General features: G+C 62.1%; 23 protein-coding genes and 1 tRNA gene. 11 read left to right on the top strand and 13 right to left on the bottom strand.

Annotated features, from left to right (window positions below):
- Positions 1 to 44: 44 nt before the first annotated feature.
- From RJ40_RS09145 to RJ40_RS09130, 4 genes are all read right to left on the bottom strand, one after another.
- The gene (locus RJ40_RS09145; RefSeq protein ID WP_265580549.1) at positions 45 to 521 is read right to left on the bottom strand and encodes an alpha/beta hydrolase; all 477 of its coding nucleotides are present in this window, start codon (positions 519 to 521) and stop codon (positions 45 to 47) included.
- Positions 518 to 670: a hypothetical protein gene (locus tag RJ40_RS09140; RefSeq protein ID WP_265580548.1), complete on the bottom strand. Its 153-nt coding sequence runs from the start codon at positions 668 to 670 to the stop codon at positions 518 to 520. The genes RJ40_RS09145 and RJ40_RS09140 overlap by 4 nt, the downstream gene beginning before the upstream one ends.
- Positions 671 to 1040: 370 nt before the next feature.
- Positions 1041 to 2969, bottom strand: a complete 1929-nt coding sequence (locus RJ40_RS09135; RefSeq protein ID WP_265580547.1) for a type II secretion system F family protein — start codon at positions 2967 to 2969, stop codon at positions 1041 to 1043.
- On the bottom strand, positions 2966 to 4543 hold the full coding sequence (locus RJ40_RS09130) for a type II/IV secretion system ATPase subunit (protein WP_265580546.1): 1578 nt from the start codon (positions 4541 to 4543) through the stop codon (positions 2966 to 2968). Before RJ40_RS09130 ends, RJ40_RS09135 begins: the two co-directional genes overlap by 4 nt.
- A 112-nt stretch (positions 4544 to 4655) precedes the next feature.
- On the opposite strand from RJ40_RS09130, the gene RJ40_RS09125 reads away from it, so the two are divergent.
- Positions 4656 to 5489: an RAD55 family ATPase gene (locus tag RJ40_RS09125; RefSeq protein WP_265580545.1), complete on the top strand. Its 834-nt coding sequence runs from the start codon at positions 4656 to 4658 to the stop codon at positions 5487 to 5489.
- Entirely contained in the window at positions 5486 to 6190 is a 705-nt protein-coding gene (locus tag RJ40_RS09120; RefSeq protein ID WP_265580544.1) for a KaiC domain-containing protein, read from the top strand. Before RJ40_RS09125 ends, RJ40_RS09120 begins: the two co-directional genes overlap by 4 nt.
- Positions 6191 to 7349: 1159 nt before the next feature.
- On the opposite strand, the gene RJ40_RS09115 is transcribed toward RJ40_RS09120, so the two are convergent.
- Genes RJ40_RS09115 through lonB form a run of 4 tightly spaced genes read right to left on the bottom strand, consistent with a single transcriptional unit; the run spans position 7350 to position 12146 of the window.
- Positions 7350 to 7613, bottom strand: a complete 264-nt coding sequence (locus tag RJ40_RS09115) for a pro-sigmaK processing inhibitor BofA family protein (RefSeq protein ID WP_265580543.1) — start codon at positions 7611 to 7613, stop codon at positions 7350 to 7352.
- 1 nt (position 7614) lies between these two features.
- The gene (locus tag RJ40_RS09110) at positions 7615 to 8898 is read right to left on the bottom strand and encodes a TldD/PmbA family protein (protein ID WP_265580542.1); all 1284 of its coding nucleotides are present in this window, start codon (positions 8896 to 8898) and stop codon (positions 7615 to 7617) included.
- The gene (locus tag RJ40_RS09105; protein ID WP_265580541.1) at positions 8885 to 10210 is read right to left on the bottom strand and encodes a TldD/PmbA family protein; all 1326 of its coding nucleotides are present in this window, start codon (positions 10208 to 10210) and stop codon (positions 8885 to 8887) included. Before RJ40_RS09105 ends, RJ40_RS09110 begins: the two co-directional genes overlap by 14 nt.
- 4 nt (positions 10211 to 10214) lie before the next feature.
- Positions 10215 to 12146 carry an ATP-dependent protease LonB gene (gene lonB, locus RJ40_RS09100; RefSeq protein WP_394357379.1) on the bottom strand — a complete coding sequence of 644 codons (1932 nt, stop codon included), beginning with the start codon at positions 12144 to 12146 and terminating at the stop codon, positions 10215 to 10217.
- A gap of 85 nt (positions 12147 to 12231) precedes the next feature.
- Between lonB and RJ40_RS09095 the strand changes: the two genes are divergently transcribed.
- The 4 genes from RJ40_RS09095 (at position 12232) to RJ40_RS09080 (ending at position 15274) form a co-directional block, all read left to right on the top strand.
- Complete coding sequence (locus RJ40_RS09095; protein WP_265580539.1) at positions 12232 to 13083, top strand: ribose-phosphate diphosphokinase; 852 nt, start codon at positions 12232 to 12234, stop codon at positions 13081 to 13083.
- The gene (gene rtcA, locus RJ40_RS09090; protein ID WP_265580538.1) at positions 13077 to 14042 is read left to right on the top strand and encodes an RNA 3'-terminal phosphate cyclase; all 966 of its coding nucleotides are present in this window, start codon (positions 13077 to 13079) and stop codon (positions 14040 to 14042) included. Before RJ40_RS09095 ends, rtcA begins: the two co-directional genes overlap by 7 nt.
- The gene (locus RJ40_RS09085; protein WP_265580537.1) at positions 14039 to 14494 is read left to right on the top strand and encodes an NOB1 family endonuclease; all 456 of its coding nucleotides are present in this window, start codon (positions 14039 to 14041) and stop codon (positions 14492 to 14494) included. The genes rtcA and RJ40_RS09085 overlap by 4 nt, the downstream gene beginning before the upstream one ends.
- A gap of 159 nt (positions 14495 to 14653) precedes the next feature.
- Positions 14654 to 15274: an orotate phosphoribosyltransferase-like protein gene (locus RJ40_RS09080; RefSeq protein ID WP_265580536.1), complete on the top strand. Its 621-nt coding sequence runs from the start codon at positions 14654 to 14656 to the stop codon at positions 15272 to 15274.
- On the opposite strand, the gene RJ40_RS09075 is transcribed toward RJ40_RS09080, so the two are convergent.
- Together RJ40_RS09075 and RJ40_RS09070 are read right to left on the bottom strand one after the other, a co-directional pair.
- Positions 15271 to 15918, bottom strand: coding sequence for a hypothetical protein (locus tag RJ40_RS09075; protein ID WP_265580535.1), 648 nt, complete (start codon positions 15916 to 15918; stop codon positions 15271 to 15273). The genes RJ40_RS09080 and RJ40_RS09075 overlap by 4 nt on opposite strands.
- Positions 15911 to 16480 (bottom strand): hypothetical protein, encoded by a 570-nt coding sequence (locus RJ40_RS09070; RefSeq protein ID WP_265580534.1) that lies wholly within the window; start codon positions 16478 to 16480, stop codon positions 15911 to 15913. Before RJ40_RS09070 ends, RJ40_RS09075 begins: the two co-directional genes overlap by 8 nt.
- 170 nt (positions 16481 to 16650) lie before the next feature.
- Here RJ40_RS09070 and thsA point away from each other — a divergent pair, with 170 nt between their 5' ends.
- Positions 16651 to 18222: a thermosome subunit alpha gene (gene thsA, locus RJ40_RS09065; RefSeq protein WP_265580533.1), complete on the top strand. Its 1572-nt coding sequence runs from the start codon at positions 16651 to 16653 to the stop codon at positions 18220 to 18222.
- A 15-nt stretch (positions 18223 to 18237) separates the two neighbouring features.
- On the opposite strand, the gene RJ40_RS09060 is transcribed toward thsA, so the two are convergent.
- Complete coding sequence (locus RJ40_RS09060; RefSeq protein ID WP_265580532.1) at positions 18238 to 18441, bottom strand: thiamine S protein; 204 nt, start codon at positions 18439 to 18441, stop codon at positions 18238 to 18240.
- Between the two features lie 45 nt (positions 18442 to 18486).
- Here RJ40_RS09060 and RJ40_RS09055 point away from each other — a divergent pair.
- Together RJ40_RS09055 and RJ40_RS09050 are read left to right on the top strand one after the other, a co-directional pair.
- Positions 18487 to 18570 (top strand) — tRNA-Ser (locus tag RJ40_RS09055).
- 602 nt (positions 18571 to 19172) lie between these two features.
- Positions 19173 to 20018 carry a DUF3658 domain-containing protein gene (locus RJ40_RS09050; RefSeq protein WP_265580531.1) on the top strand — a complete coding sequence of 282 codons (846 nt, stop codon included), beginning with the start codon at positions 19173 to 19175 and terminating at the stop codon, positions 20016 to 20018.
- On the opposite strand, the gene RJ40_RS09045 is transcribed toward RJ40_RS09050, so the two are convergent.
- Positions 20008 to 20721, bottom strand: coding sequence for a winged helix-turn-helix transcriptional regulator (locus RJ40_RS09045; RefSeq protein WP_265580530.1), 714 nt, complete (start codon positions 20719 to 20721; stop codon positions 20008 to 20010). The two genes, RJ40_RS09050 and RJ40_RS09045, sit on opposite strands and share 11 nt — an antisense overlap.
- 153 nt (positions 20722 to 20874) lie before the next feature.
- On the opposite strand from RJ40_RS09045, the gene RJ40_RS09040 reads away from it, so the two are divergent.
- Both RJ40_RS09040 and RJ40_RS09035 read left to right on the top strand, forming a co-directional pair.
- Positions 20875 to 22746: a PGF-CTERM sorting domain-containing protein gene (locus RJ40_RS09040; protein WP_265580529.1), complete on the top strand. Its 1872-nt coding sequence runs from the start codon at positions 20875 to 20877 to the stop codon at positions 22744 to 22746.
- Positions 22743 to 23987, top strand: coding sequence for a TolB family protein (locus RJ40_RS09035; protein ID WP_265580528.1), 1245 nt, complete (start codon positions 22743 to 22745; stop codon positions 23985 to 23987). The genes RJ40_RS09040 and RJ40_RS09035 overlap by 4 nt, the downstream gene beginning before the upstream one ends.
- Here the strand turns inward: RJ40_RS09035 and RJ40_RS09030 are convergent.
- Positions 23956 to 24144 (bottom strand): hypothetical protein, encoded by a 189-nt coding sequence (locus tag RJ40_RS09030; RefSeq protein WP_265580527.1) that lies wholly within the window; start codon positions 24142 to 24144, stop codon positions 23956 to 23958. The genes RJ40_RS09035 and RJ40_RS09030 overlap by 32 nt on opposite strands.
- Positions 24145 to 24248: the final 104 nt, after the last annotated feature.

Genomic DNA, 24248 nt, shown 5'->3' with positions numbered 1-24248 from the left:
CACGGCCTACACATATTTGATGAAAATTACCTTTATATTTGTTGTTATTCTTCGACCAGGGCACGATCAACACATATATACGAGATCGTGCACGCAGCGGGGAGAGCACCGAGCGTGACAGTACCGCCCCCCCCTCGCAGGGTGAGGCCGGCGAGTTCGGCCGAGCCGCAGAGGAGGTGCTGGTCCGGGTGCGTGCCGCGCGTGATCTCGCAGGAGACGGTGATCGCAGGGGCGGCGGAGACGACCATCGGCACCCGCCTGGAACCGGGGTGGCCGGGGGAGAGGGCGACGACCGGGAAGTGATGGTCGCGGACCAGGAGAAGGATCATCGCGGCCGCACGGAGGGCGCCGCCTTCTGGGGCCGAGACGCAGACAAGGTCACCGGGATGGAGCCCTTCGCAATACTCGTCGTCTTTTGTCTCGATACAGAGAGCAAAACGCTCGTGCACCTCACCGGCAAGGAGAAAAGAAGATGGACCCCTGACAAGGAGGAGGTCGTCCGTCCCCAGGGGACAGATCATGCCTCCTCAACGTCCTCCGACTGGCAGGAAGGGCATACCGGATGTTTCCCGACGGCCTTGAAGCGTTCGCCGCATTCCTTGCACCGGTAGGCCTTGCCCTTCACCCGCTCATCGATCTCGAGATCTGTACCTCCACCAACTGAACACATAATCGGGATGTTGGGAGATGCAGGATATAAGGGTTGCGGGATGGGGAGGGCGTGCCGGGGCCACCGAATGAGGGGCCCCCCGGTACGAGAGGGCATTTTAGAATTTCTAACCCTGGTGACCCCCTCGATTCCTCTTTTCGTGACCGGGAGGGGGACGGGAACCGAGCACCTCGCTGCCCCCCGACCCCCAGGATTGCGATAGAGGCGGGAAGGCGGGCGGGGAATCGTTCAGAGGGTGTCCCGTCCTCTGCCGATCCGTCACGGAGGGGCAAGGGGGTGATCAACCCCTCATGGTCACTCCAGAAGAGGCTTTCAACAGAGCCAATTTTTCGACAATGTTCTCAGAGGCCCTCTCTCCCCGAGAAAAACCTCATACCAGGAACACAAAGACCACCAAAGCCACACCAAGCATCACCGCCGCATGTTTTACCCCGGCCTTCACCGAGCCTTCACCCATCTTCCCGGCGACGAGACCCGAGAAGAAGGCCTGAATAAGAGAGATATGGAAGAGAAGGCGACCGAAGGTGGGGACGAGAGAGGAAGAGCCCACGCCGGGGAGGAAGGTGCCCGCCCCAACAGACGGGACTGCGATCTCTCCGAGGGCGGGAAGGAACCTGGTCGAGATGATGACAACGACGAAGAGGAAGACAGCGTAGGCGAGATAGATAACGATGATGTACAGGGACATCCCGGCCTTGCGCTCCTCCGCAAGGGTATGGGACATCCTGGCGTCCTTTGCGGCGATGGCGAGCACCTCCGAGATCTCCCCGCTCATCCGGGAGGCGGCGGTGATGAGGCTGACCGAACGGGAGACCGCCGGCGTCCGCACCCGCTGCTCGAACCTGACAAGGGCATCCTCCACGTTCGCTCCCCAGGTGATATCGCGGCTGACCCGCTTGATCTCATACGAGAGGAGGCCGAGGTTGGTCCTGACCATGATCTCGATCGCCCGGGCAAGGGTCAGCCCAACCTGGTTGATCCCGGCCATCCTGGCAAGGAAGTCGGGGACCGCGGCCTCGATCCCCCGCACCTTCCGCGCCCACGCCTCATAGCAGAGGGCGTACGGGACAAGGAGGAGGAGCGCGGCGAGGGCGAGATGGTCGTCGACAAGGACGATCGCCGTCTCTGGAAGGAGCCCTTGCGGGAGGGTAAAGAAGACGACGAGGAGGTAGACGATCGCCGCAGGCGCGGTGATCAGGAAGGTCAGGCGGGGTTCGAGGACAAAGACCCGGAGAGGGTTTTTGAGAAAAGTCTTCAGGCTGCGGTACCGGTCGTACCTGGCCAGACGCGCAAAGTCAGCCCCCTCGTCTCCCGTGTCCACAGTCCGCACATCCTTGAAGGTATCGAGCACCTTCACGGCGGTATAGCGCTCGGGCACCTCCTCCTTCATCGAGACCAGGTCAAGGAAGAGGAGGATGATCATGGACCCGACCGGGAGGAGGAGATAGGTGAGGATGGAGAGTTGGGTGACAGCCGCGCCCCCGATCAGTCCGGTCACTACCATCACGATGACCAGAAAGAGCGGGCCGGCGACAAAGACTGTCACATACGCCTCGCCGATGAGTTCGAGCTTCGAAAGAAATTTTCTCTGCTCAAAACCCGCCTCTTCCTGGAAGATCCGTACCCGTCCCGAGAGAAAAGCCGAGAGGTTTCCACCACTCTCGATCACCGATATGAAATCCTCAAGAAATTCCCTGAGTTTTGGAGACGGAGTGGTGACGGCGAGGTCGCGGAGAGCCGTGACGACGTCCGCGCCGAAGTAGTCGGTGTCCCTGACCACCTGCCTGAACTCCTGGGCGCTCTCGCCATAGATCCCTGCGTTCACCGAGAGCGACCTGAAGATCTCCATCAACTCGGCCCCACCCCGGCGCATCGCATAGAGGTATGAGACAGCATTGTGGAGGGAGAGATCGATCTTCGTCGCCCGGTTCTTCATCTCGATCTCCGGATACCTGAGGAGGAGGGCATACGAACCGTAGCCCGCAGCCAGACCGATGAGGAGAGAGAGGAGAGGACGGAGGAGCGGGCCGAGGAACCCGGCCCCGGGGAGGGGGAGCGGGAGAGCGTCACCCGCGGGCTGCGGGAGCGTGACGAACCCTGCGAGGAGGTAGGCGACAAGCGCACCGAAGAGGGCCGCAGAGAGCGCAACCAGAAAGGCGCGGCCGACATACCGTTCGACAGTCATCCCGAGCCTGGCCGAGACGAGCGAGCGCCCGAGGTTCCCATACCCCACCTCGTCGCGCCCGATCACCCACCCGACAAACTCCCGGTATCTCCCCGCCCCTCTCCCGCCGTTCATGGGAACAGCCCTGAGAGGTCGCCGAGTTTTCCGATCACCCGGTCGCGATCTATCGCAAAGGCATGGAGAACCCGCGAGACCGCCCGGGAGTCAGTGATCCCCTCCGCCGCCATCGCCTCAAGGACCGTGATCCGCACCCTGATCTCCTCATCGAGTCGGTCGCGGGTCCAGCCGCGGCCCTCCATGATCCTGGCGTACACCAGCGACCGCCCGGTATAGCGCATCTGGTCATGGACGGGATCGTACTCGAAGACGGTGTTCACCTGGAGGTTGCCGGTGCCGGGGTCGACCGAGGCGATCTCCACGATCTCCTGACAGCGCCGCACCCGCTCGGTCCCGCGGTGGATGAGCGCCTGGAGACTGGCGATGTCAAGGGCCTGGATGGTGCTTCTCGGAACCTCGAGAGGCTCGTTCTCAAGCCGGTGAATGGCGGCATCGATCGAACCGGCATGGAGGGTCGAGAAGGTGGTGTGCCCGGTGTTCATCGCCTGGAAAAGGGTCTGCGCCTCCCGTCCCCGCACCTCACCGACCAGGATGTACTCGGGCCGCTGACGCATCGCCGCCTTCAGGAGATCGAACATCGAGATCGCCGCCCCTTCATCACCCGAGGGCGTGTCCCTGGTCACCGAGGCCACCCAGTTCTCATGGTACAGGGTGATCTCCCTGGTGTCCTCGATGGAGACAACCTTGGCAAGCGGGGGGATGAAGTGGGAGACGGCGTTGAGCGAGGTGGTCTTGCCCGACGCCGTGCCCCCGATGAAAAGGAGGCTCTTGTTATTCTCGATCGCCAGCCAGAAGTAGGCGAGTTCTTCGGCCGAGAAGGTGCCGAGCGCGAGAAGTTCAACCGGCGTGAAGGGCTCGGGCCTGAACTTCCGGATCGTAAACGAGGTGCCCCGCGTCGAGACCTCGCGCCCGAAGGTGAGCTGCAGCCTGGAGCCCCCCGGAAGGGTTGCGTCCACCACCGGGGAACCGACCGAGACATGTTTGCCGGAACGTTGCGCGAGCGCAATGGCGAGGGAGTCGAGTTCGGTCTCCGAGAAGACGAGGTTGGTCCTGATGTTTCGATACCTCCGATGATACAGGAAGAGCGGGACGCCGGTGCCGTCGCAGGAGATATCCTCAATCTCTTCGTCCTTCATCAGCCCGTCGATTCTGGACCAGCCCAGGAAGGTGCGGAGGAGGTAGTATTCAAGCCGCCGCCTCGTCTCCAGGTCGGGGTCGAGACCATACTCCTTCAAGAGGTCTTCGGCCCGGTTCAGCAGAACCTGACGGCGGTCCTGTCTGAGATCCTCATCTAAGAGGACCAGCACGTTGCGCAGATCTTCGTTGAGGCGTTCGAGAAGTTCGTGCTCGAAGTTGGTGAGCGGCGGTTCAATGAGATAGTATTCGGGCTGGTGGGTCCGGGTGTCCCTGAGGATGCAGACGAGCGACCGTCCTTCCTCCACCCAGTATTGATCGATGAGGTCGTAGCCGTCAGGTATGACCGCTTCCACCAGGGGCGGCTCGGTCCTGGGGTCATATACTGTGGGGACACGGGTTCCATCCGACCTCTTCCGGGAGAAGGGGAGACGCATGATTTTGTTCCTGTCAGAAGGATTGATCAAAACCAATATTTATCTTTATTTATCCTGTCAAAGCGATCTGCTATGAATTTATACCGTGCCCGTCATAATGTTAAGAGGACTGATGTGGAGACAGACAGATCTCAAGATCCCCACCGGCATACCTTCTCTTGACCCGGTGCTGGAGGGCGGCGTCCCGCCCGGCTCGGTGGTCCTTCTTCTCGGCGACATTGGATCGGGGATGACCGACTTTATCAGGACATCCGCAATTTCTCTCGCAAAATTGAAGACAAACAGCGGGAACGGAAGTGCTCCGGGGATCGACGGCGAGGTGGTGTACATCACGATCACCAGGGTCAGAGAGGACATCCTCGGAGAGGTCGCTCTCTCGGTAAGTCCTGAGATCTATCCCATCATCGAGAAGGGTGTCAGGTTCGAAGATCTCTCTGAGATCTATTTTGATTCCAGCATCGTCCCGGTCGAGTGGTATTCGGAGAACGTCGACATCGTTGCCAGGATGCACCAGCGTTCCCACCGCGATGATATCCTCGCCAGCCTTGCAGGGCTTCTCTCAGAGACCGCACCGCAGAGTGTGATCATCGTCGACTCTCTCACCGAACTCGCCACCCAGGCCGACACCCAGGAGCGTTGGCGGGCGTTCACCGGTTTCCTCCACGGCATACAGCGGGTCGCCAAGCGGTGGGGATCGGTGATCTATCTGCCCCTGGCCCAGGGCGTGCTCTCCAGGCCGCACGAACTCGAAGTGATGGACTCCGCCGACGCCGTCATCCTCTTCAGATGGGAGGAACTGCAGGGGATGCGACGGCAGCGAACGATGTATGTCCAGAAGTTCAGGGGCGTGATGCCCCACCTGGAAGAGCGTGACCTGGTCAAGTTTGCCGTGAAGATCACGCCCGGAAGCGGGTTCGAGGTCTCCAATATCAGGGTGGTCGTATGACCGCAGACTCTCCGCGGGTGCGATTCGGTATCGATGGGCTCGACCAGATGCTCGGCGGCGGACTGCTGGAAAAAAGTATCTGCTCGATCATCGGAACCTATGGCACGGGGAAGACGACGCTCGCCCTCCACTTTGCGCACGAGGGTCTGAAAAACGGGGAGAAAGTCATCTACATCTCCCTTGACGAGCGCGAGGAGATGCTCTACCAGGACATGGAGCGGAAAGGGTGGGACATCGAAGAGGTCAGGAACACCTCGATCTATGTGGTCAAACTCGACCCTACCGACTTCACCCTCTCGATCAACCACCTCAAAAACGAACTCCCCCAGTTGATCCGGGAGATCGGTGCTCAGCGAGTGATCATCGACCCCATCTCACTCTTCGAGGGCCTCTTCACCGACGAGGCGACGCGGAGAAAGGAACTCTTCAGGTTCATCGAGATCATGCGGGATGAGGCGTGCACCCTCATCCTCACCTCCGAGACCAGAGAGAACAGTTCGTACGCAAGCAAATACGCCCTCGTCGAGTACATGGCCGACACCGTCATCCTCCTCAGATACGTCAGGCCCAACAAACTCGCCGAGGTCCACCCGGCCGTCGAGGTCGCAAAGATGCGGGGCTCAGATCACTCCAGGGGAGTTAAACCCTACGAACTTCTCAGGGACCAGGTGCAGGTTTACTTTGAGGCGAATGTTTTCTGAATCATCATCAAGAGAGGGATGGCCTGAGAGAATGCCTCGATCCATCGTGAATTTTTGATTTTTTCGGGCCCTGTTGAATCACTCATGAAGGGAAAGTACGCCTCAAGCATACGGGATGAAAATTATTCTGGAGATCTTCCGATCAACGTGCCTTCCCTCACGCTCGCGCCGGGGGCACTGCCCCCGGACCCCCGGGATGAAGATAGGGCCGGGAAGGCAGAGGGCCGATCGTTCAGAGAGTGACTCTGTACTCTGTGTATCAAGTCTATGTGGGGCTTTGAGCGGTCAAATCCTCATTCATACCTACTGAGTTGATCTTCTGGATCATTTTCATAGTAATTGAGCATGAGTCGAGAGCACGCCCCAAGCATACGCAATGAAAATTTCTCGTTGCAGATCTCTGGGGCATGGAGGGATCGATCCTTCTCCTTGCGGCCGAGGAGCGGACAGAAATCAAGCATTGTGCCACCCCTGCAGATCCTCTGTCCGTGGGGGGTTCCAGGGGTTTCCCCCGGCGCGATCGATGTGGGGAGGCGGTTGAATTATACTGGATCCAGGAAAATGGAGAGGAGTTTTACAGGGCCAGAGAGTTATTTTCTTCTTCGCGCCCGGTTTACACCGGACGATAACTCATAATCAGCCTTCGATCGGTGATCGAGGCGCGCATGCAAGGTTTTCCATGTTGTTTCCACTCGCGCCCGGATCACAGTCGGGGAGACTTACCTCACGATCACCGGTGCCGGGTGTTCTCCGGATCGTGTGCAAATTATCAGGGGTACCTGTACACACTTCTCTCTATGTACTCTGTACACGAATCCAGGTAAGGATCAACTCTTTTCCTCGGCCGCCACGTTGTCACCCGCCTGGCGCGAACCGGGCGCGAGGGTGAAAAGGTCGGGTCCAATGTTCCCGGCATTTCATCTCGATCCCGTACCGCTCTTCGGCCACCGCGGCGTCGATGAGACGTACCGCCGGGCACCTGTCCCGGATGCCCCGGGGGGGTCTGCCCCCGACGCGAGATGGCGCGAAGATTCTGTGATTGAGGGCGGCACGTCGGATCATCACGCCTTCCCATACCATACGCGCCGGGGCGTGATCATCCTCTACCGTTCACACTCCAAAAGAGATCTTCAACAGAGCCAAAAAAAAGAGAACCCGTTCAGACGGTGATCCCCACGAGGTCGAGGACGACGAGGAGGACCACCCCGATCACCCCGCCGAGGGCGCAGATGATCACCGAGGCCCAGGTGATCGAAAGGTCGCTGCCGCCGATATAACTCATCAGGCCAAAGAGGTTGATGAGATAGAGGACAACAAGTCCGACGACGGCGTTGATGACCAACTTCATCCCCTCTTTGAGGAAGTAGTAGAGGACGGCGGCGACCACGATCATCAGGACGATCAACAGGATTGTCTCAATCATCTCATCTACCAATCAGACGCTGGCCACTTAACCTTACCGCCGGCAGGACGGCCCCGCCGACCGACCGCTCCTTCCTGCCGAGGGCGACGACCTCGCCGAGGAGGTCGAAGACGTTCCCGGCGTACATCGCCCCTTTCACCGGCGCAGTGAACTCCCCGTCCTCCACCCAGGAGGGGTTGGAGAGTTCGACCGAGAAGTCGCCGGTAAGAGCGTTGGCGGTGTGCGCCCCGACGACGTCGTGGACATAGACCGCACGGTCATCGTCGACGGTGCCCCTGGGCCCGTCGATGACCAGGGTGTGGATCCCGATGGCAGGGGCGCCACCTGCACCGCCGCGGACCGCCGAACCGGTGCTCTCGGCCCCATAGCGATAGGCAGTCCTGAGATCGTAGGCATAACTCCGCAACTCGCCGTGATCGAAGAACGTGAGTTTTCGTGCCGGTATCCCTTCGGCATCGAACCTCGTGCTCGAGAGGCCGCCGTCCAGGGGATCGTCGTAGACCGAGATCTCCTCGCCGATGCAGACCTCACCGAGTTTCCCGGCAAGCCATGACCGACCGGCATGGACATTTCTCCCCGAGAGGGCCGGCTCAAGGACATAGCCCAGGAGTTGAGAGAGAGCGACCGGAGAGAGGACAAGATCGTAGTCGCCGGTCTCGATCTCCTCGCCGTCCGCACTGTGCTCGGCAAAGAAGGCCGCCTCTCTTCCGACCCGGACCGGATCGATCTCGCCGGCAAAGCAGGAAGCGTCAAACTCGTACCCCGTCGACTGCTCGTGGATGCACTCCAGCGAACACCCGGCGCTCGTCCGTTCCTGCTCGTACAGCACGCCCGAGGTGTTGGCAACGGTCTCCTTTCCCCGCCCGACCGAGGCCCCGCCCCCGGTCACGGCTGCGTCGTGCTCTTCCGCCCCATGAAGCATCCCTTCGAGGGCCGTCCGGCACCACTCGGGATCAAGGGAGAGCGAAGCGTCGAAGATCGCCGGGACGTCAGGCAGGGCCGCCGGCCCCGGCAGACTCTTCCATTCCTGCGGGTGGGCGAGTCTCGCACTTGCAAGGGCGGCGTCGAGGCAGGCCCGCCACTCGCCCTTGCTGCTCGTCGCCGAGACCCCGATCCGACCGTGATCGATGACCCGGATCCCGATCCCGAACGCCTGCGATCCACCGGCATTCTCGACCCGGTCCTTCTTCAGATCGGCGGAGACCGACTCGCTTTCCGAGACATAGACCTCCACCTCGTCTGCCCGCGTCCTGCCGTACTCCAGGATCTTCTCAATCAGTTCCATTGCCACCCACCATCGCGTTTTCAAGGAGGACATGGGGCGAACCGTCACTGACCGGGACGCTCTGCCCGCCCTTGCCGCAGTAGCCCTGGTGCATCTCGCGGTCGTTGCCGAGGAGGGCGATCGCATGGAGCGTTCCCAGGATCTCGCCCGAGAGCGAGACATCGCGCACCATTGCTCCGAGTTCGCCGTCCTCGATCAGGTAGCCGTACTCGGCATTGAACTGGAAGACCCCGCGGCCAGGATCGACCTGGCCACCGCGGGAACCTTTGAGGAGGATCCCGTCCCGGCACTCGGCGACGACCTCGTCGTACGAGGCGTCCCCCTCCTGGATGAAGGTGTTGCTCATCCGCACGAGGGGCGGGTCGCCGGCGCTGGCCCGTGCATGGCCTGCGACGCCGTTACCGACCGCCGCCAGGGTCTGGCGGGAGTGCATGAAGGCGTTCACCCGCCCGTCCTTGATCAGTTCAGTCCGGCCGACGGCGACCCCTTCGGCGTCCACCGGTTCGAACCCGAACTCAGGGAGCGTGGGGTCGTCGACGATCGTGAGGCCGGCAGCGCCGATGCGTTCGCCGGTCCGCCCGGCCAGTACCGAGGATCCCTCCTGGACCAGATCGCCTTCGCTTGCATGCCCGATCGCCTCGTGGGCGAAGACTCCCGCAAGTTCGGGATCGAGAACCGCCCGCATCCTCCCCCCCTTCGCCGCCTTCGCGTCGAGGAGGGCGGCGGCCGTACCGGCCGCCTTCGCTCCCATCTCCTGGCGGTGCCTGAGGTTGAAACCGAGGATGGTGTATTCGCTCTCGCGGCCCATCTGCATCTCCCCCTCCCTGGCGGCGACCGCCGTCACCGAGAAACCGCAACGCGGGATCTCGTACGAGCACTCGGTCCCTGAGGAATCGAAGAACCGCACCGCCTCGATCACCTCGGCATACCGGGCGCGGGTGTTCACGATCCCGGGCAGGCGGGCGGCCGCCTCGATCCCGGTGAGGACTTCGGTCTTCTCCTCAAGGGAGATCTCCCGCGGATCCTCGGCCACGCCGGGCACTCCGAGCACCTGACGGGGTGCGGTGGCAAGGTCGACCTCCTCGCCGGTGAGTGCGGCGAGGCGCAACCCCCTCTCAATGAGGGGCTTCAGCGGGGCCTCGGGGTCGAAGGCATCCAGGGTCAGGACGCCCCAACCCTTCTGGCCGAGCACCCTGACCACTGCATGGTCAAAATAGCTGGTGCCCGCCGACTCCACGATCCCGTTGTCGATATCGACATGGGTTGAGGAACCGTGGACATGGCGGACGTCATAGTAACGAACGCTCTCCATCGTTTCACGCTGCCGTCTGTCTGCCGCCGATGTTGGAAGAAGACTCCAGCGCCTTCTTCACCGGTCTGGCGGCGAGTTTCTTCAGTTTGTCCAGGAAGAGTTCGCGGTTCTGCGGGACCAGCGCCGTCTCAAGCACCTCCTCGATATGATCGACCGGGACAATCTCGACCATCTCGCGGTATCGGTCCTCGATGAGGACATCGCCTGCATTTGACCGCGGGATAATGATCGTCTTGATCCCGGCCTTCGCCGCGGCCTCGATCTTGTAGGTGACCCCGCCGATGGGCAGGACGTCGCCGCGGACCGAGAGCGACCCGGTCATCGCCACGTCCTGCCTGACCGGGATCCCCTCGATAGCGCTGATCACTGCAGTCGTCACCGAGATGGAAGCCGAATCGCCCTCCACCCCCCCGTAAGTCCCGATGAACTGGACATGGATGTCCATGTTCTTGATGTCCTTGCCGGTGAACTTCTTGAGGACCGCAGAGACGTTCTTGATGGATTCTTGAGCGATCTCTTTCAACTGACCGGTTGCGATGACCGCACCGGTCGCCCCTTGCGTCGGGGTGACCTCGGCCATGATCGGGAGGACCGAGCCGGAGTCGGCACCCATCACCGCAAGCCCGTTCACCCGCCCGATCTCGGTGCCGGTGACGACGGTCAGGTCGTAGTCGCGACTCCTCTGGATGTACTCGTCGGAGATCTGCTGCTCGATCGAGCGTGCCGAACCCTTGGCCCTGAGCACATGCTCGGCCGTGGTCCTCTCGGCCCCGTCCTGCCTGGCGATGTCGCCGGCCACCCGGATCAGCCCGCCCATGTCACGGAGTTTCAGGGTGAGGTGGCCCTTCCGGTTGGACCGGCGCTGCGCCTCCCTGAGCACCTCCTCGATGGCAGAACGATCGAAGTGCGGGATCTTGCCGTCGTTCTTGACCTCCTGGGCGATGAACCTGATGTACTTCTTCCGGTTCTCCGGGGTGTCGACCATCGTGTCCTGCATGTAGACCTCGTACCCATAGCCACGGATCCTGGACCGCAGCGCCGGGTGCATCCCCTGCATCGCGTCCAGGTTTCCGGCTGCGATCATGATGAACCGGCAGGGCACGTCCTCGGTCCTGACCATCGCCCCGCTCGAGCGTTCGGACTGGCCGGTGATCGAGAACTGCCCTTCCTGCAGGGCGGTCAGGAGGTTCTGCTGAGAGTGAGGGGTGAGGGTGTTGATCTCGTCGATGAAGAGAACACCGCCGTTTGCCTTGTGGATCGCCCCGGCCTCGACACGGTCATGGGAAGGAGTCTCCAGCCCGCCCGACTGGAAGGGGTCGTGGCGCACGTCGCCAAGAAGGGCACCCGCATGCGAACCTGTGGCATCGATGAAGGGGGCGGTGGTGTCCGCCTCGTTGGATACCAGAAGTTTCGGAACCATCATCTCCTCACGCGGCCGCATGTACTGAAGGGCCATGAAGACGAAGGCCGACGCGATGATACCCATCAGCCACTGACCGGTGATGAGGGAGTAGCCCAGGATGCCAAAGACCAGAAGCATCATCAGCGTGTTGCGCATCTGTTTGCGCTTTGCCGCCTCGGCCTTGTGAGCTGCAACGATCTGTTTGCCCCGGCCGGCGGCAACCGTCCTGATCACCGGGTTGTTGGAGTCCTCGAGGTTCGGATAGACGAGAACGTCCTTGAGCTCCTCTTTGGGAAGGAGTTCGGCCATCGCCTTGGCAAGCATCGACTTGCCGGTACCCGGGGTACCGAGCATCATCACATGCCGGCGCTGGGTGGCCGCTTTCTTGATCACCTCCACCGCGTTCTCCTGGCCGATCACCTGGTCGATCAGCCGGGGAGGGACCTCGATCTCCGATGAGTCGGAGATTCCTGAATCAAGGAGGAGATCCTCGTCCGCATTCTTCTCAAGGATGTCAGAATCAGTCATTTCCATTATTGGTGCAACCTCATTGGGCAATGATACTTAAATACTATTTTCATGATAGTTTAAGTAGTTTCAGCTGGAGGAAATACCCGAAATGAAGGTCGTATGCACAGAACAATCCCAGATTCTCGCTGTCCGGATCGCCGACGAACTCGGAGTCCAGGTGGCGGACACACGCTTTGCCCGCTTCCCCGATGGGGAGCTCTACCTGCAGGTCCTCGACCCTCTCGATGACGAAACCGTGATCGTCGGGAGTGTCACCGACAACGATGCGTTCATCCAGCTGATGCTCCTCGTCGACGCCTGTGAGACGACCACCAACACGCTGGTCATCCCGTACCTCGGGTACGCACGGCAGGACAAGAAATTCAAGGACGGGGAGCCGGTGAGCGCCAGGGTGGCGGCACGGGCACTATCCAGGGGGGTCACCGATGTGATCACCGTCAACATCCATGAGCGGGACATCGCCCGATACTTCGACTGCCCGGCCCATGATCTCTCCCTGGCCCAGGAGGTCGGGGAGCACCTCAAGACGAAGGGCTTCGAGAACCCCCTGATCCTCGCACCTGACGCGGGTGCGGCGGAGTTTGCGGCCGAAGTCGCCGCAGCTGTCGGGTGGCAGACCGACTATCTCAAGAAGACCCGGCTCTCCGGCGAGGAGGTCAGGATGGAACCCAAGACCTTTGATGTCGCAGGCAGAGAGGTCGTCATCGTCGACGATATCATCGCCACCGGTGGAACACTGGCGACGGCGACGAAGATGCTCTATGAGCAGGGGGCGGCGGCGGTCCACGCAGCCTGCGTCCACGGTGTCTTCACCGGCGGGGCCTATGTCCATCTCCGCAGTGCGGGGGTGAAGAGCGTGATCTGTTCGGACACTATCGAGCGGGCGTGCTCTGAGGTCTCGGCGGCCAGGTGTATCGCGGCAGCGCTCAGAAAATGTTAGAGATCGACGGGTCGATGGGGGAGGGCGGCGGCCAGGTGGTACGGACCGCCGTCGCCCTCGCGGCGCTGACCGGCACCCCGCTCAGGCTCACCCATATCAGGGCAGGGCGCCCAAAGCCCGGACTGGCGGCCCAGCACTGCACGGCGGTGCGGGCGGTGGCCCTCACCTGCGGAGCAGAGATGCAGGGGTGCTCGATCGGGAGCACCGAGCTCACATTTTTCCCCGGCGAACTGCGATGTGCCAGGGGCGAGATCGCGATCGGGACGGCCGGGAGTATCCCGCTCGTCCTCCAGGCCTGGCTCCCGGTGGCCCTGGCCACGGGAGGGGCGATCACTCTCTCCGGCGGGACCGAGGTCCAGAAGAGCCCGACCATCGACTATTGCGCCGAGGTGCTGCTCCCGGTCCTGCAGGCCCATGGGGCAAGGGTCAGGATGGAGATCCTCAACCGGGGCTACTTCCCGCGTGGCGGGGGCCGGGTTCGGGTCAGCGTGGAACCCTCCACCCTGCGCCCGCTCGACCTCACGGTCGTGCCCCCACGCCGGGGGATCATCTCCTGCTCGCAGGGCCTCCCCGAGCATGTGGCCGAGCGGCAGGCTGAGGCCGCGGCAGCACTCCTTCCCGACTATCCGGTTGAGATCGTACGGACCGGAGGCCCCGGCACCGGAACCTCGGTGACGACCTGGTGCGGGTCGAAGGGGGGGGTGGCCCTGGGCCGACGGGGGTTGCCGGCCGAGAAGGTGGGACGGGTGGCGGCATGGGAACTCCTCGCCGCCATCGAGACGCCCGGCCAGGTCGATGTCCATATGGCCGACCAGCTCCTTATCTATCTGGCCCGGGCCGGCGGGCGGTACACCGCTCCCGCCCTCTCCAGCCACGCGGCAACAGCCTGCGCACTCCTTGCCCGCTTCGGCCGTGAGGTCACGGTCTCGGGCACCTCTCCGGCGGTGTTCTCGGCATGAAAATTATCCTGGACGCCACCGCCTTCTTCGTGGACCGGCCCTACGAGGGCGAGATCTACACCACCCCGCGGGTCGTGGCCGAACTCGTCGACCTCAGGGCAAAGTGTCGGTACGAGACGCTGCTGGCTACCGGCCTGACCGTGACCGAGCCCTCGCCCGAGGCGCGGCGGGCCGCGGAGGCGGCAGCCGGACTGAGTCGGGACATCAGTGTTCTCTCCCCGACCGACCTTGAGGTGCTGGCCCTGGCCCGCGACCTGGAGGGCGTGCTGTACACCGACGACTTCGCTGTCCAGAACGCGGCGATCAACCTGGGGGTCGAAACTCACCCGATCCAGCAGCGGCGGGCAAAGAAGGTGAAGTGGAAGTACCGGTGCGCCGGGTGCGGGCGGTATTACGACGAGCCCGGCGAGTGCCCGGTCTGCGGTGCCGAAGTGAGGCGGAAACGCCGGTGAGGCTCAGGGGCCATCAGACAATCTTTTTCAGGCGGACGAACTGGCGAAAATGATCCCGGATGTTGTGGAACGGCCAGAAAATCTCCATTATTTCAGAAAATCCAGGACAGCGCCTTGATTTCGCAAACTGTTATATACCCGTCCGCAGACCAATTTGGTATGTCTTCCCTCGACGAACTGATCAACAAGGCACGGCTCCTCCTCTCCGAAGGGCATAGCCAGGAGCAGATCGCAGATGAACTCTCCCTCTCGATGGAGACGGTGACCTGGCTGTTGACCCAGCAGCCCGGGGCCGAGGCCCCAAAGGATGTGCATATCGACTGGACAGTCGTTTCCAGCGATGCCGAAATGATCGATATGACAGCCAGGATGCTCATCCACCGGTATCTGGCTGCGGTCGAGAGCGGGGACACCCTCATCGGACCCGAGGAGGCCGAGTTCGATACTGTGGTCGGGATCTCCCTCTCCGGTGTCCCGCTGGCCACCCTCATCGCCGAAGAGACGGGATCGCGCCTGGCCATCTACCACCCGGCCAAGCACAGTTCGGCTGAGAAGAAGAGGGGTTCGGTCTCAGGGAGTTTCGCCGGTGTCGCCGGTCGGTCGTGCGTCATCGTCGACGACGTGATCACCACCGGGAGAACCCTCCATGAGGTCGTCGACTATCTGCGGTCCCACGGCGCGAGGCCGGTGGCCATCTGGGTGCTCTTCGACAAGCGGGATGTCAGGGCCGTCGAGGGAGTCCCGGTCTTCCCGCTCTGCAAGGTATCGAGGATCGACTAAACTCCTCTTTTTGTCAGCGCCGTCACCACCCCGTGGCACCGGCAGGCCGTCCCGACGACGATATTCTCTTCTTCCCTCGCACGGGTAAGCACGGCAGCGACGTCATCGCCCCGCAGACCGCCGACGCCAGGGGCAAGTTGCACGCTCTCCAGGACCGAGGCAGTCGGGAGGGCGTGCCTGAGGACAGTGTGCAGCGGACGGGTGCGGTGCTCGCCGGTTGCAGGACAGACTGACGGGGCCGGGCAGACGGGGAGGCATGAGCCTTCGCGATTATACGAGAGGACAAGGGTTCCTCCGGAGGAGGAGAGGATGAGGTCGGGGGGGAGCGCCGCGGCGGTCGCACTGGCGCCCAGTTCCGAGGGGACGAAGCCGCAGGCCCGCGAGACAAGGGCGGCAAGGAGATGGAAGGGAACCGTGGGGATGAGGTAGTCGGGAACATGGGAGGTGAAGTGGTCGAGGGCCGCGGCCACCCCGCCCCGTACAAACGAGACCTTCCCATCGGTCCCGCCGGAGAGAACAGAACGTGCGGCCAGGCAGAGCGAGTCCTGATCGATGACCACACACTGCCATCCCTCGCCGAGGAGGTGCCTGGTGCAGGTGGCCCCATAGACTCCGCCGCCGACGACGAGAGCGGTCTTATGCAAGTTCCATCACCCCGGTCACCCTCGAAGGGACAGTTCTGACGGCCGAGGCGGCGATACCGCCAGGGGGTGCGACCGTGACGGTGAAGGTCTCGCCGGAGCCGAGGGAACGGCCGGGGGTTGCCAGGAGTACGAATACTTCGCCGGGTTCGAGGAGGTCGTCGTCATCGGCGGGGTGGAAGAGCGGGACATTGGCACGTTCGATGACTTTCCATGCGGGGGGGGTCGGGCCGTCCCGCGTGAGCGACCACTCTTCAGCCTTCGTGGCAAACCCGACAGCCGCCTGCCCCATGTCCACTGCCCCCATGTCACCGGGGAAGAGGCGGATCGAGAAGGAGACCGAGCCCATCCTGCCTGGTTCGGCCGGGTCGGCGTGACCATAGAGATCGTCGATGATGACGGCATGCCCAGAGATATCCAGTGCGCCCAGCACCATCCCGGCCGGGGCGCCGATCGCCCCGTTCCCGACATGGATGACAACAGCAACGGTCATGAGAAGGATGGCAGCGAGGATCCCGCACTCCAGTCTGGTGAGGGCGGCGGTGGGATCGCGGTCTGTCTGCATACCAGAGGGTTGTCTCCGGGAGGTTTGACCTTTGCTTTTTTGCCCGGAAAGACGCGGGCAGACCTGTCAGAAGCCGGTTTTCAGGTGGAGAAGGGAGAGGGCGGGGCCAACACCGAACGGCATATATAGAAGTTCTAATCCATAGTAATGAGATATCGGAGGTTTCTATCATGCTTGCTGGACAGCCAGTCGTAATCTTACGTGACAATGTAGAACGCACCAAGGGGACAGAGGCACAGGAGTCAAATATCATGGCGGCAAAGGCGATCGCCGCCGCCGTGAGGACCACCCTCGGCCCCCGGGGCATGGACAAGATGCTCGTCTCCCCAACCGGAGATGTGACAATCACCAATGACGGCGCCACCATCCTGCACGAACTCTCGGTTCAGCACCCTGGCGCAAAGATGATGGTCGAGGTCGCCGAGACCCAGGACGACGAGGTCGGCGACGGCACCACCACCGCCTGCATCCTCGGCGGCGCCCTGATGGAGCGGGCCGGCACCATGCTCGGCCAGGAGATCCACCCGACAATCGTCGCCCAGGGCTACCGGATGGGTCTGGACAAGGCCCTCGAGATCCTCAAGGGCCTGGTCATCACCGTCACCCCTGAGGACCGGGATATCCTCACCCAGATCGCCTCCACCTCGATGACCGGCAAGTCGATCGAGTCGGTGAAGGATAAGGTTGCAGGGATCATCGTCGACGCTGTCAAGGCCGTCGCCGAAGAGAAGGACGGGAAGATCGTCATCGACGAGGACGATGTCAAGGTCGTCAAGGATGTCGGCGAGACGATGGACGACGCAGAACTCATCAGGGGTGTCGTCATCAACAAGAAGCGCGTCGCCGACGCGATGCCAAAGAGGGTCGAGAACGCAAAGATCGCCCTCCTTGCCCAGCCCCTGGAGATCACCAAGACCCAGGTGAAGTCGAAGATCAAGATCTCGGAGAGCGAGCAGCTCAACGCCTTCGGCGAGCAGGAGCGCGAGAACCTCAGAAAACTCGCGGACGAAATCAAGGCGGCGGGAGTCAACGTGGTCTTCTGCCAGAAAGGGATCGCCGACGCCGTCCAGTATTACCTGGCGAAGTACGGGATCTTTGCCGTCGAGGATGTCCCCGAGAAGGACATGAAGTTTGCAGCCAAGGCCCTGCACGCTGTCATCGTCAACAAGGTCCAGGAACTCTCCCCCGAGATGATCGGCACGGCAGGATATGTCGAGCAGACCGAAGACGCCGACCTGGTCACGATCGGCGAGTGCCCGAACCCGAAGGCGACGACGATCCTGCTGAGGGGTTCGACCCAGCACCTCATCGACGAACTTGAGCGTGCGGTCGAGGATGCACGTCGGGTTGTTCAGGATGCCCTGGAGGACGGGACGTTCGTGGTCGGCGGCGGCTCGGTCGAGACCGAGATGATGCTCAAGATCAGAGAGTACGCGGCAAGTGTCGGCGGACGGACCCAGATCGCCCTTGAAGGCTTTGCCGATGCTTTCGAGGACATCCCCAAGACCCTCGCCGAGAACTCGGGCTTCGACCCCATCGACAAGATCGTCGCCCTCAAGGCGGCTCATGCACACGGCGAGAAATACGCCGGGCTCAATGTCTACACCGGCGAGATCGTGGACATGAAGGCCGAGCGGGTCTTTGAACCGGCACGGGTGAAGAAGCAGGCGATCCTCTCGGCGGCCGAGATGGCGAGCATGCTGGTGCGGGTCGACGACATGTTCGTCACCGCCAGCAAGTAAGATCCAATCACCTGATCAGCCACGCGAACAGGTCGAGACTATCTCGGCCTCATCTATTTTTATTTCGTCGTCCTGGGCTACGGGACGGCCTTCCACGAAGACGATCACGATGTCGGGGTTTACGCCGAGGCAGAGAAGCGCCTTCTCCCAGGTGTCGCCTTCCTCACCATGGTAGGTGAGCACGACCCCCTCGCGGGGGAACCGAAGGGTGCATTCCATCGCAAAGGTTATCAGAGCAGCAGACAGATAGGGTTACCGCAATAGGCCGGGGTAGTCTAGTCCGGGAAGGCGGTGGCCTCGAAAGCCACTGGTGCTCGCACCTCGGGAGTTCAAATCTCCCCCCCGGCGCCTTCGGATTCACTCTTCTTCACGAGAGATACAGATTGAACGCAAGAATCCAATTTCATTCGGACACGGCTTCGTGCCCGATCATCACTCAAATGTCTGATACTTTTTTCGGCTCTGTTGAATTCAACATGAACCCTGAGCTCAAGCATACGCGATTGAACATTGCTCAGAGCAGCGTTTCAAGATGTGGAAGGATTCCCCCTCTTTGCGCCGCGACACCAGAGAGGATCTCGTTCAATCACCGCCCCTCGGCTATCCTCTTTTCGTGAGGGGTTTCCGGGGGGCAAAGTTCTCCAGCGCAAGATTGCGGTGAAGAGTCTAAATGGGGGCGGCATGTCGGATCATCCTGCCTTCCCACCACTCGCGCCGGGGGCGTTGCCCCCGGACCCCCGAGATGAAGATAGGGACGGAAGGCGGCGGGGAGATCATGAAGAGAAGGCGAGCCAGAAACCACTCTCTCCTCCGGCCCACACCCCCACAGGAAAAACCCGGAACCAAACCTGGAGATAAACTTTCTGTTCCGTTCCAAACCCATAATCCTCTTCCCTCCGCGGATCACACCTGATCTCACACGTTCTCTGACCAGACCGGAGCAGACCACTATGACCGACACCATGCACATCGCCTTCACCGAGTCAGCCGGGGGCTGCCTCAAAGCAGCATTCAGAGACATGCCCGATCAGCACGTCGCCGCTCTCGCAGACGACCTATCACTCGGTCCGATCAACCCCTACCATTATCCCGATAGACAGGTCTTCTTCGAGACGCTCTATGCCGACACCGAATACGAGCCCTGGTACCAGGACGACCTCCCCGGGATCCGCGCCTTCTGGGACAAAACCCGGCCCAGCGACACACGCCGGATCGTCTGGTTCACCAGACGATCGGCCATTGAATATTCCGGGTTCCTGGAGTTCCTCTCCAGAGAACCGGATCCCTGCGCCTTCGAGGTCATCGACCTCACCGAGGGCGTCGACGTCGTCTGGGAGGACGAGCCCGACGAGGGCCCTGACCGCGTCATCCCGATCAGCCTCGGCGAACTCACGCCCGACTGGCTCAGGGACCAGACCGACCGCGCCCGACATCTCACGCAGGACGAGGCCGCGTTCTACCTGCGGAGCTGGGAGAGGCTCAAAAATGAAGAGGACGATGTCAGGACACTCTGGCGGGGACAACTCTACCCCACCATCCCCTCCACCCTCGGAGAGGACGTGCTCTACGCCGTTCCGGAGGACTGGACCAGCGCTGCAATGGTCATCGGGGAAGCACTCGGGGCCTCGTCAGATGAATATCACCAATGCAGCGACGCCTTCCTGTACACCCGTCTCCTCTTCCTTATCAGGTGCGGCGAGGTCGAGGCCGAGGGTGACCCCACTTCCATGCGAACGCTCCAGGTGCGGCGGGCCGACATCGTCGACGAGGACGACCTCTTCCCGATCATTCCCTGACAGCCAGAGATGCCGGCGGGCAGAGATCATATCTGACCTCTCGCCCCTCTTTTTTCACCGCCACCACCCCGCGGCGTGCGAGCCTGCCGACATGCCAGGAGACGGTCGAACCGGCCACCCCCAGACTGGCCGCCACCTCGCTCCTCGTCGATCCCGGCGAAATCGCCAGAATCGTGCAGATCTCCCGTTCGGCCTCGCTCAGACCCGCAAGTGCCCGGCGTTCCGACTCAGAATATTTTCCCGAGTTCTCAAAGTACCCCACCGACCGACCGTTCTTCCAGATCGTAATTGCTCCGAACTGTTCGAGGACGGCGAGGTGATACCTGATCGTCCCGCGGTTCACCCCCAGGTCGCGGCTCAGGACGGCGAACCCGATCCCCGGGTGCGCCCTGATGTGGTCGTAGACCTGGCGCCTTGTTCGGTTGGCCAGCAGAGCTCCCCTATGCACCTGTTTGAAACCCAGGGACACACAGACCTTCAGCATCCAGAACAGTCCGAAAAAAGATGCCGGAAGAATGGGGAGGAGGAAGAAGAGGAGGAGGACCGGGATCGGCACCTCCCACCACGCGAGCGGCACCGGAACGACCCCGGCACTGTCAGGGACAGCCCCGCCCCAGGGGGCGACCTCATATGAGGAAAACGCCGATGCCGGTAGCACAGTCATGAGCATGAGAAGGACGAAGAAGACCCCGTGCTGTCGCATAGGTGGTCATACCCCCTTTTCAACCATAAAGGTTCTTGATCGGCCCTGACCCGGAGAGAGAAGACACAGAGATCGTTTATAGCACAATCGCCGACATCAGGAGTGGGACACCGGGCCCGGCCCCCCGGATAGGAGAGATGAGGGAGTGAACAGATGAACAGAATGGAAATACTTGGAATTCTCTGGATAACCGCGATTTTCTGGATGGTTGCGCCGGTGGGGGCGTACCTCGAGGCTACGGCAGACACCCACGCCCTTGCTGCGGGCGACGTGCTCACCGTCACCGGACAGACCGACCGGGAAGGAGGAGTGTGGATCTGGGCAGTGGAAGGGGGACGACTCATGTGCGATCATCTGGAGACCAACGAGGAGGGAGGGTTCTCCTGGACCGTTGAATCGGCCACGGACTCAGGGGGCTACACTCTTTTCGTCCAGGACGCCGGAGAAGATGGGCAACCGGCGGTCACCTTCCAAGAAGATGACGGAAGAGGTGAGGTCGTCGCCCCCGAAGGTGCCGGGTTTTCCGTCAGACACGGACCCGGCCTGGCCGGGAGACTGGCCGACGTCTTCGAGACCGGGAAGGGTGACGACGGGATCGTCAGGTTGACCGTACCGGTGTACCCCTCATGGGCAGACGTCGACGGCCCCCGAGTCTGGGAGCATGGCGAGACGATCACGGTCTCGGGGACCACCAACCTCGCGCCAGGCACCGTCCTCACCTATGAACTGACAGAGGGCGGGATCGAGACCGGGGCCGACCCGGCGAAGATCGTTGCAGAGGGGGAGATCACGGTCGAAGAGGGATACGGTGGCAGAACCTGGTCGTTCGTCCTCGACACCGGGCACCTCAACCCCGGCGACCATCTTTTCACCCTCATCGACGAGAAGCGGAACCTGATCCTCACTACCGTGGAGAGGACTGTGCAGGGGCAGGAGTACGACCCGACATATCTCGCCCTCGCCGGTGACCGTCTGGTCTGGATCAACCCGGCCATCGACCCCGACCACCTCTACCTTGTTTCGATGGAGGACGGCACCACCACCCAGGTCAACGCCGGCACGATCCTCGACCCGTACTCGGCGCCGGCACTCTCGACCGATCACCTCGTCTGGGTCGGGAAAGAGGAGAACTATAGTTCGTCAGGCCACACGAAGATCTTTGCATACACCATCGCCACCGGCGAAAAGACGGGCCTGACCGAGTGGAAACGGGGGCCGGGGATGCCCGCCGTCGATGGGAACCGCGTCGTCTGGAAGGAGCGAGACGATCGCACTCTCAACTACAGCCTGACGGTTGCCGGATACGACCTCGCCACCGGGACCGGAGAGGTCTACCCCTCTGAAGAAGGCTGGAAGCCATACCAACCCCGGACCTCGGGCGGCCTTGTTGTCTGGGGGGAGTATGACGGAAAGGGCAATGCGCGGGTGATCGCCTACGATACCAGGACCGGGAAGACAGAGCAGTTCACCACCGAAATCGGGTGGCTGGAGTGGCCCACCGTCTCAGAGGGATATGTTGTCTGGGCCGAGAGGCCAGGTGACGAATATGTGGTGATGATGCGGACTCCGGGGAGTGATCGGTCTGAAGAAGTCGCCCGGACGCCGGAACTCCGGGGCTTCCAGGCCAACGGCGGACGGTTCATCTGGCAGGAGACGGGGGACAGAAAGACATACCACCTCCGCATCCTGGACGCCGGAGAGCGACAGGTCAGGACATTGCTCTCGAAAGAAGGGGCGTTCATCTCCCCCGCCATCTCGGGCGACCGGGTAACATGGATCGAGAGGGGGAGGGACAGGAACGAGATCATGGTGTACGACCTTGTCACCGGAGAGGAGACAACTCTGCCGGCGCCAGAATTCCTGAATCTGACTACACCCACGGTGAAAGAGACTGAGAGCCTGCATACCCCCATGTCCGAAGACACTGTGCCGCAGTCTGCAGAGACCACACCGCAGGCACCTGGCTTTGGTGTCGCCGCCGCACTCGTCGCTTTAATCTCTGCGGCCGGGACGGGACGGCGATGAACCGCCGCGGCCGGGCCGCGGCATTGCTCGCCCTTCTCCTTGTCCTTGCCGCCCCTGGCCAGGCAGCAAGTACAGGCAGCGGCGCGGCCACCCTCCGCGTCCTCCCTGAGAGTCACCCTCTCCTCCTCGTTCCCTGCGCACCTGCCGGAGTCGACCCGGTCCTCTGCGACGGTCTGGTCGTCTGGTACGCTCCCGGACACCGGGACTGGGACATCCTCACCTATGATCCGGCGGGTGGGACGCTGACCGCACGCAGGACCGGGGGCGTCCCGGTGCAGGGCGACCGCATCGCCTGGATCGAAACAGACGGTGCCGGTCGGGCCTGGCTCACCGGACCGGAAAGGGAACGCCTCCTCCTCCCGGCAAATAACTGGAGCGAGGGGCACCCTGTCGTCGGAGAGGACCGTCTCGTGTATGAAAGAACTCAGAACAGCGAGAGTGGCATCTTCCTCTATAACCTCACCGACGGCACCGAGACCGCGGTCTGCACCGCCCCTGGCGATCAGCGTCGACCCTGGCTCTCAGGCTCGGTCGTTGTCTGGGAAGATTGGCGGGACGGCACCGCCGACATCTACCTCACCGACCTGGCCACCGGCGAGGAACAGCCGCTCGCCGCCGGACCGGGAGAACAGAATCGACCGGTCGTCTCGGGAGACATGATCGTCTGGCAGGAGAGAGAGAGCGGCGACGGCATCTGGCAGGTCCGCCTCACAGACCTCACCGGATCAGGGTCAACCAGTCTCGAGGAGATCAGGTCCATGAAAGAACCCTCCCCCTCCCTCTCTGGCGACCTCCTTCTCTGGACCGAACGGCGGCGAGGTGGGACCGACCTCTGCCTCCTCGCAATGGACGGGGATGGTGCAGGGCACAGGGCTGGTGGGCAGTACGCCATAGAGAGCAGAGAGGATGGGGGGGCCAGGGTGGACGAGGAGTACAGAGGAGAGATCGCCGGGGATGATTATGCCTTTTTTGCGACCGGCGTTCCGACAGGGACCGCCAGGACATCGATCGACCTGAAATGGGACGACAATGAGAGTTCTCTTCTCCTTCTCATCTCCGGGCCGGATGGTTCGGTCTTCAGATTCAGAGACGAAGACGATGGAGAAGAGGACCAGGCAGTGAGGCTGAGTCTCACCCGCAATGGGAGAGTCGCCCCGGGCACCTGGACGAGTGCGGTGTACGGCGAAGAAGTCGGAGAGCGCGTGACCTTCACCTACCGCTGGTACCTGGAGCCGATCTAAAGGCGGTCCCGAAGACCTTCCTGAGCCGCAGTTCTGAATAGCCGAAGACCGCGGCCAGGCGCACCCGCTCGGCATGGGCGCCGGCAAGATCCTGAGACGAAGCGAGCACTGTGGTGCCGAGGCGGGGGTCGCGGTGCTCTATCTGATAGAGGGGCATGGTCTTTGAGACTTCATGGGCACCGGAAAGAGATGAAGGGATCGGGGGCGGGGCGTGAAAGTGAGAGAGAGCAACTTATTTCCCCTCCATTCCCCACCTCACCC

It is taken from the genome of Methanofollis aquaemaris, assembly GCF_017357525.1.
Classification (GTDB): Archaea; Halobacteriota; Methanomicrobia; order Methanomicrobiales; family Methanofollaceae; genus Methanofollis; species Methanofollis aquaemaris.
The sequence above is the reverse complement of the archived record's forward strand: the minus strand, read 5'-3'. Positions and strand labels throughout refer to the sequence as shown.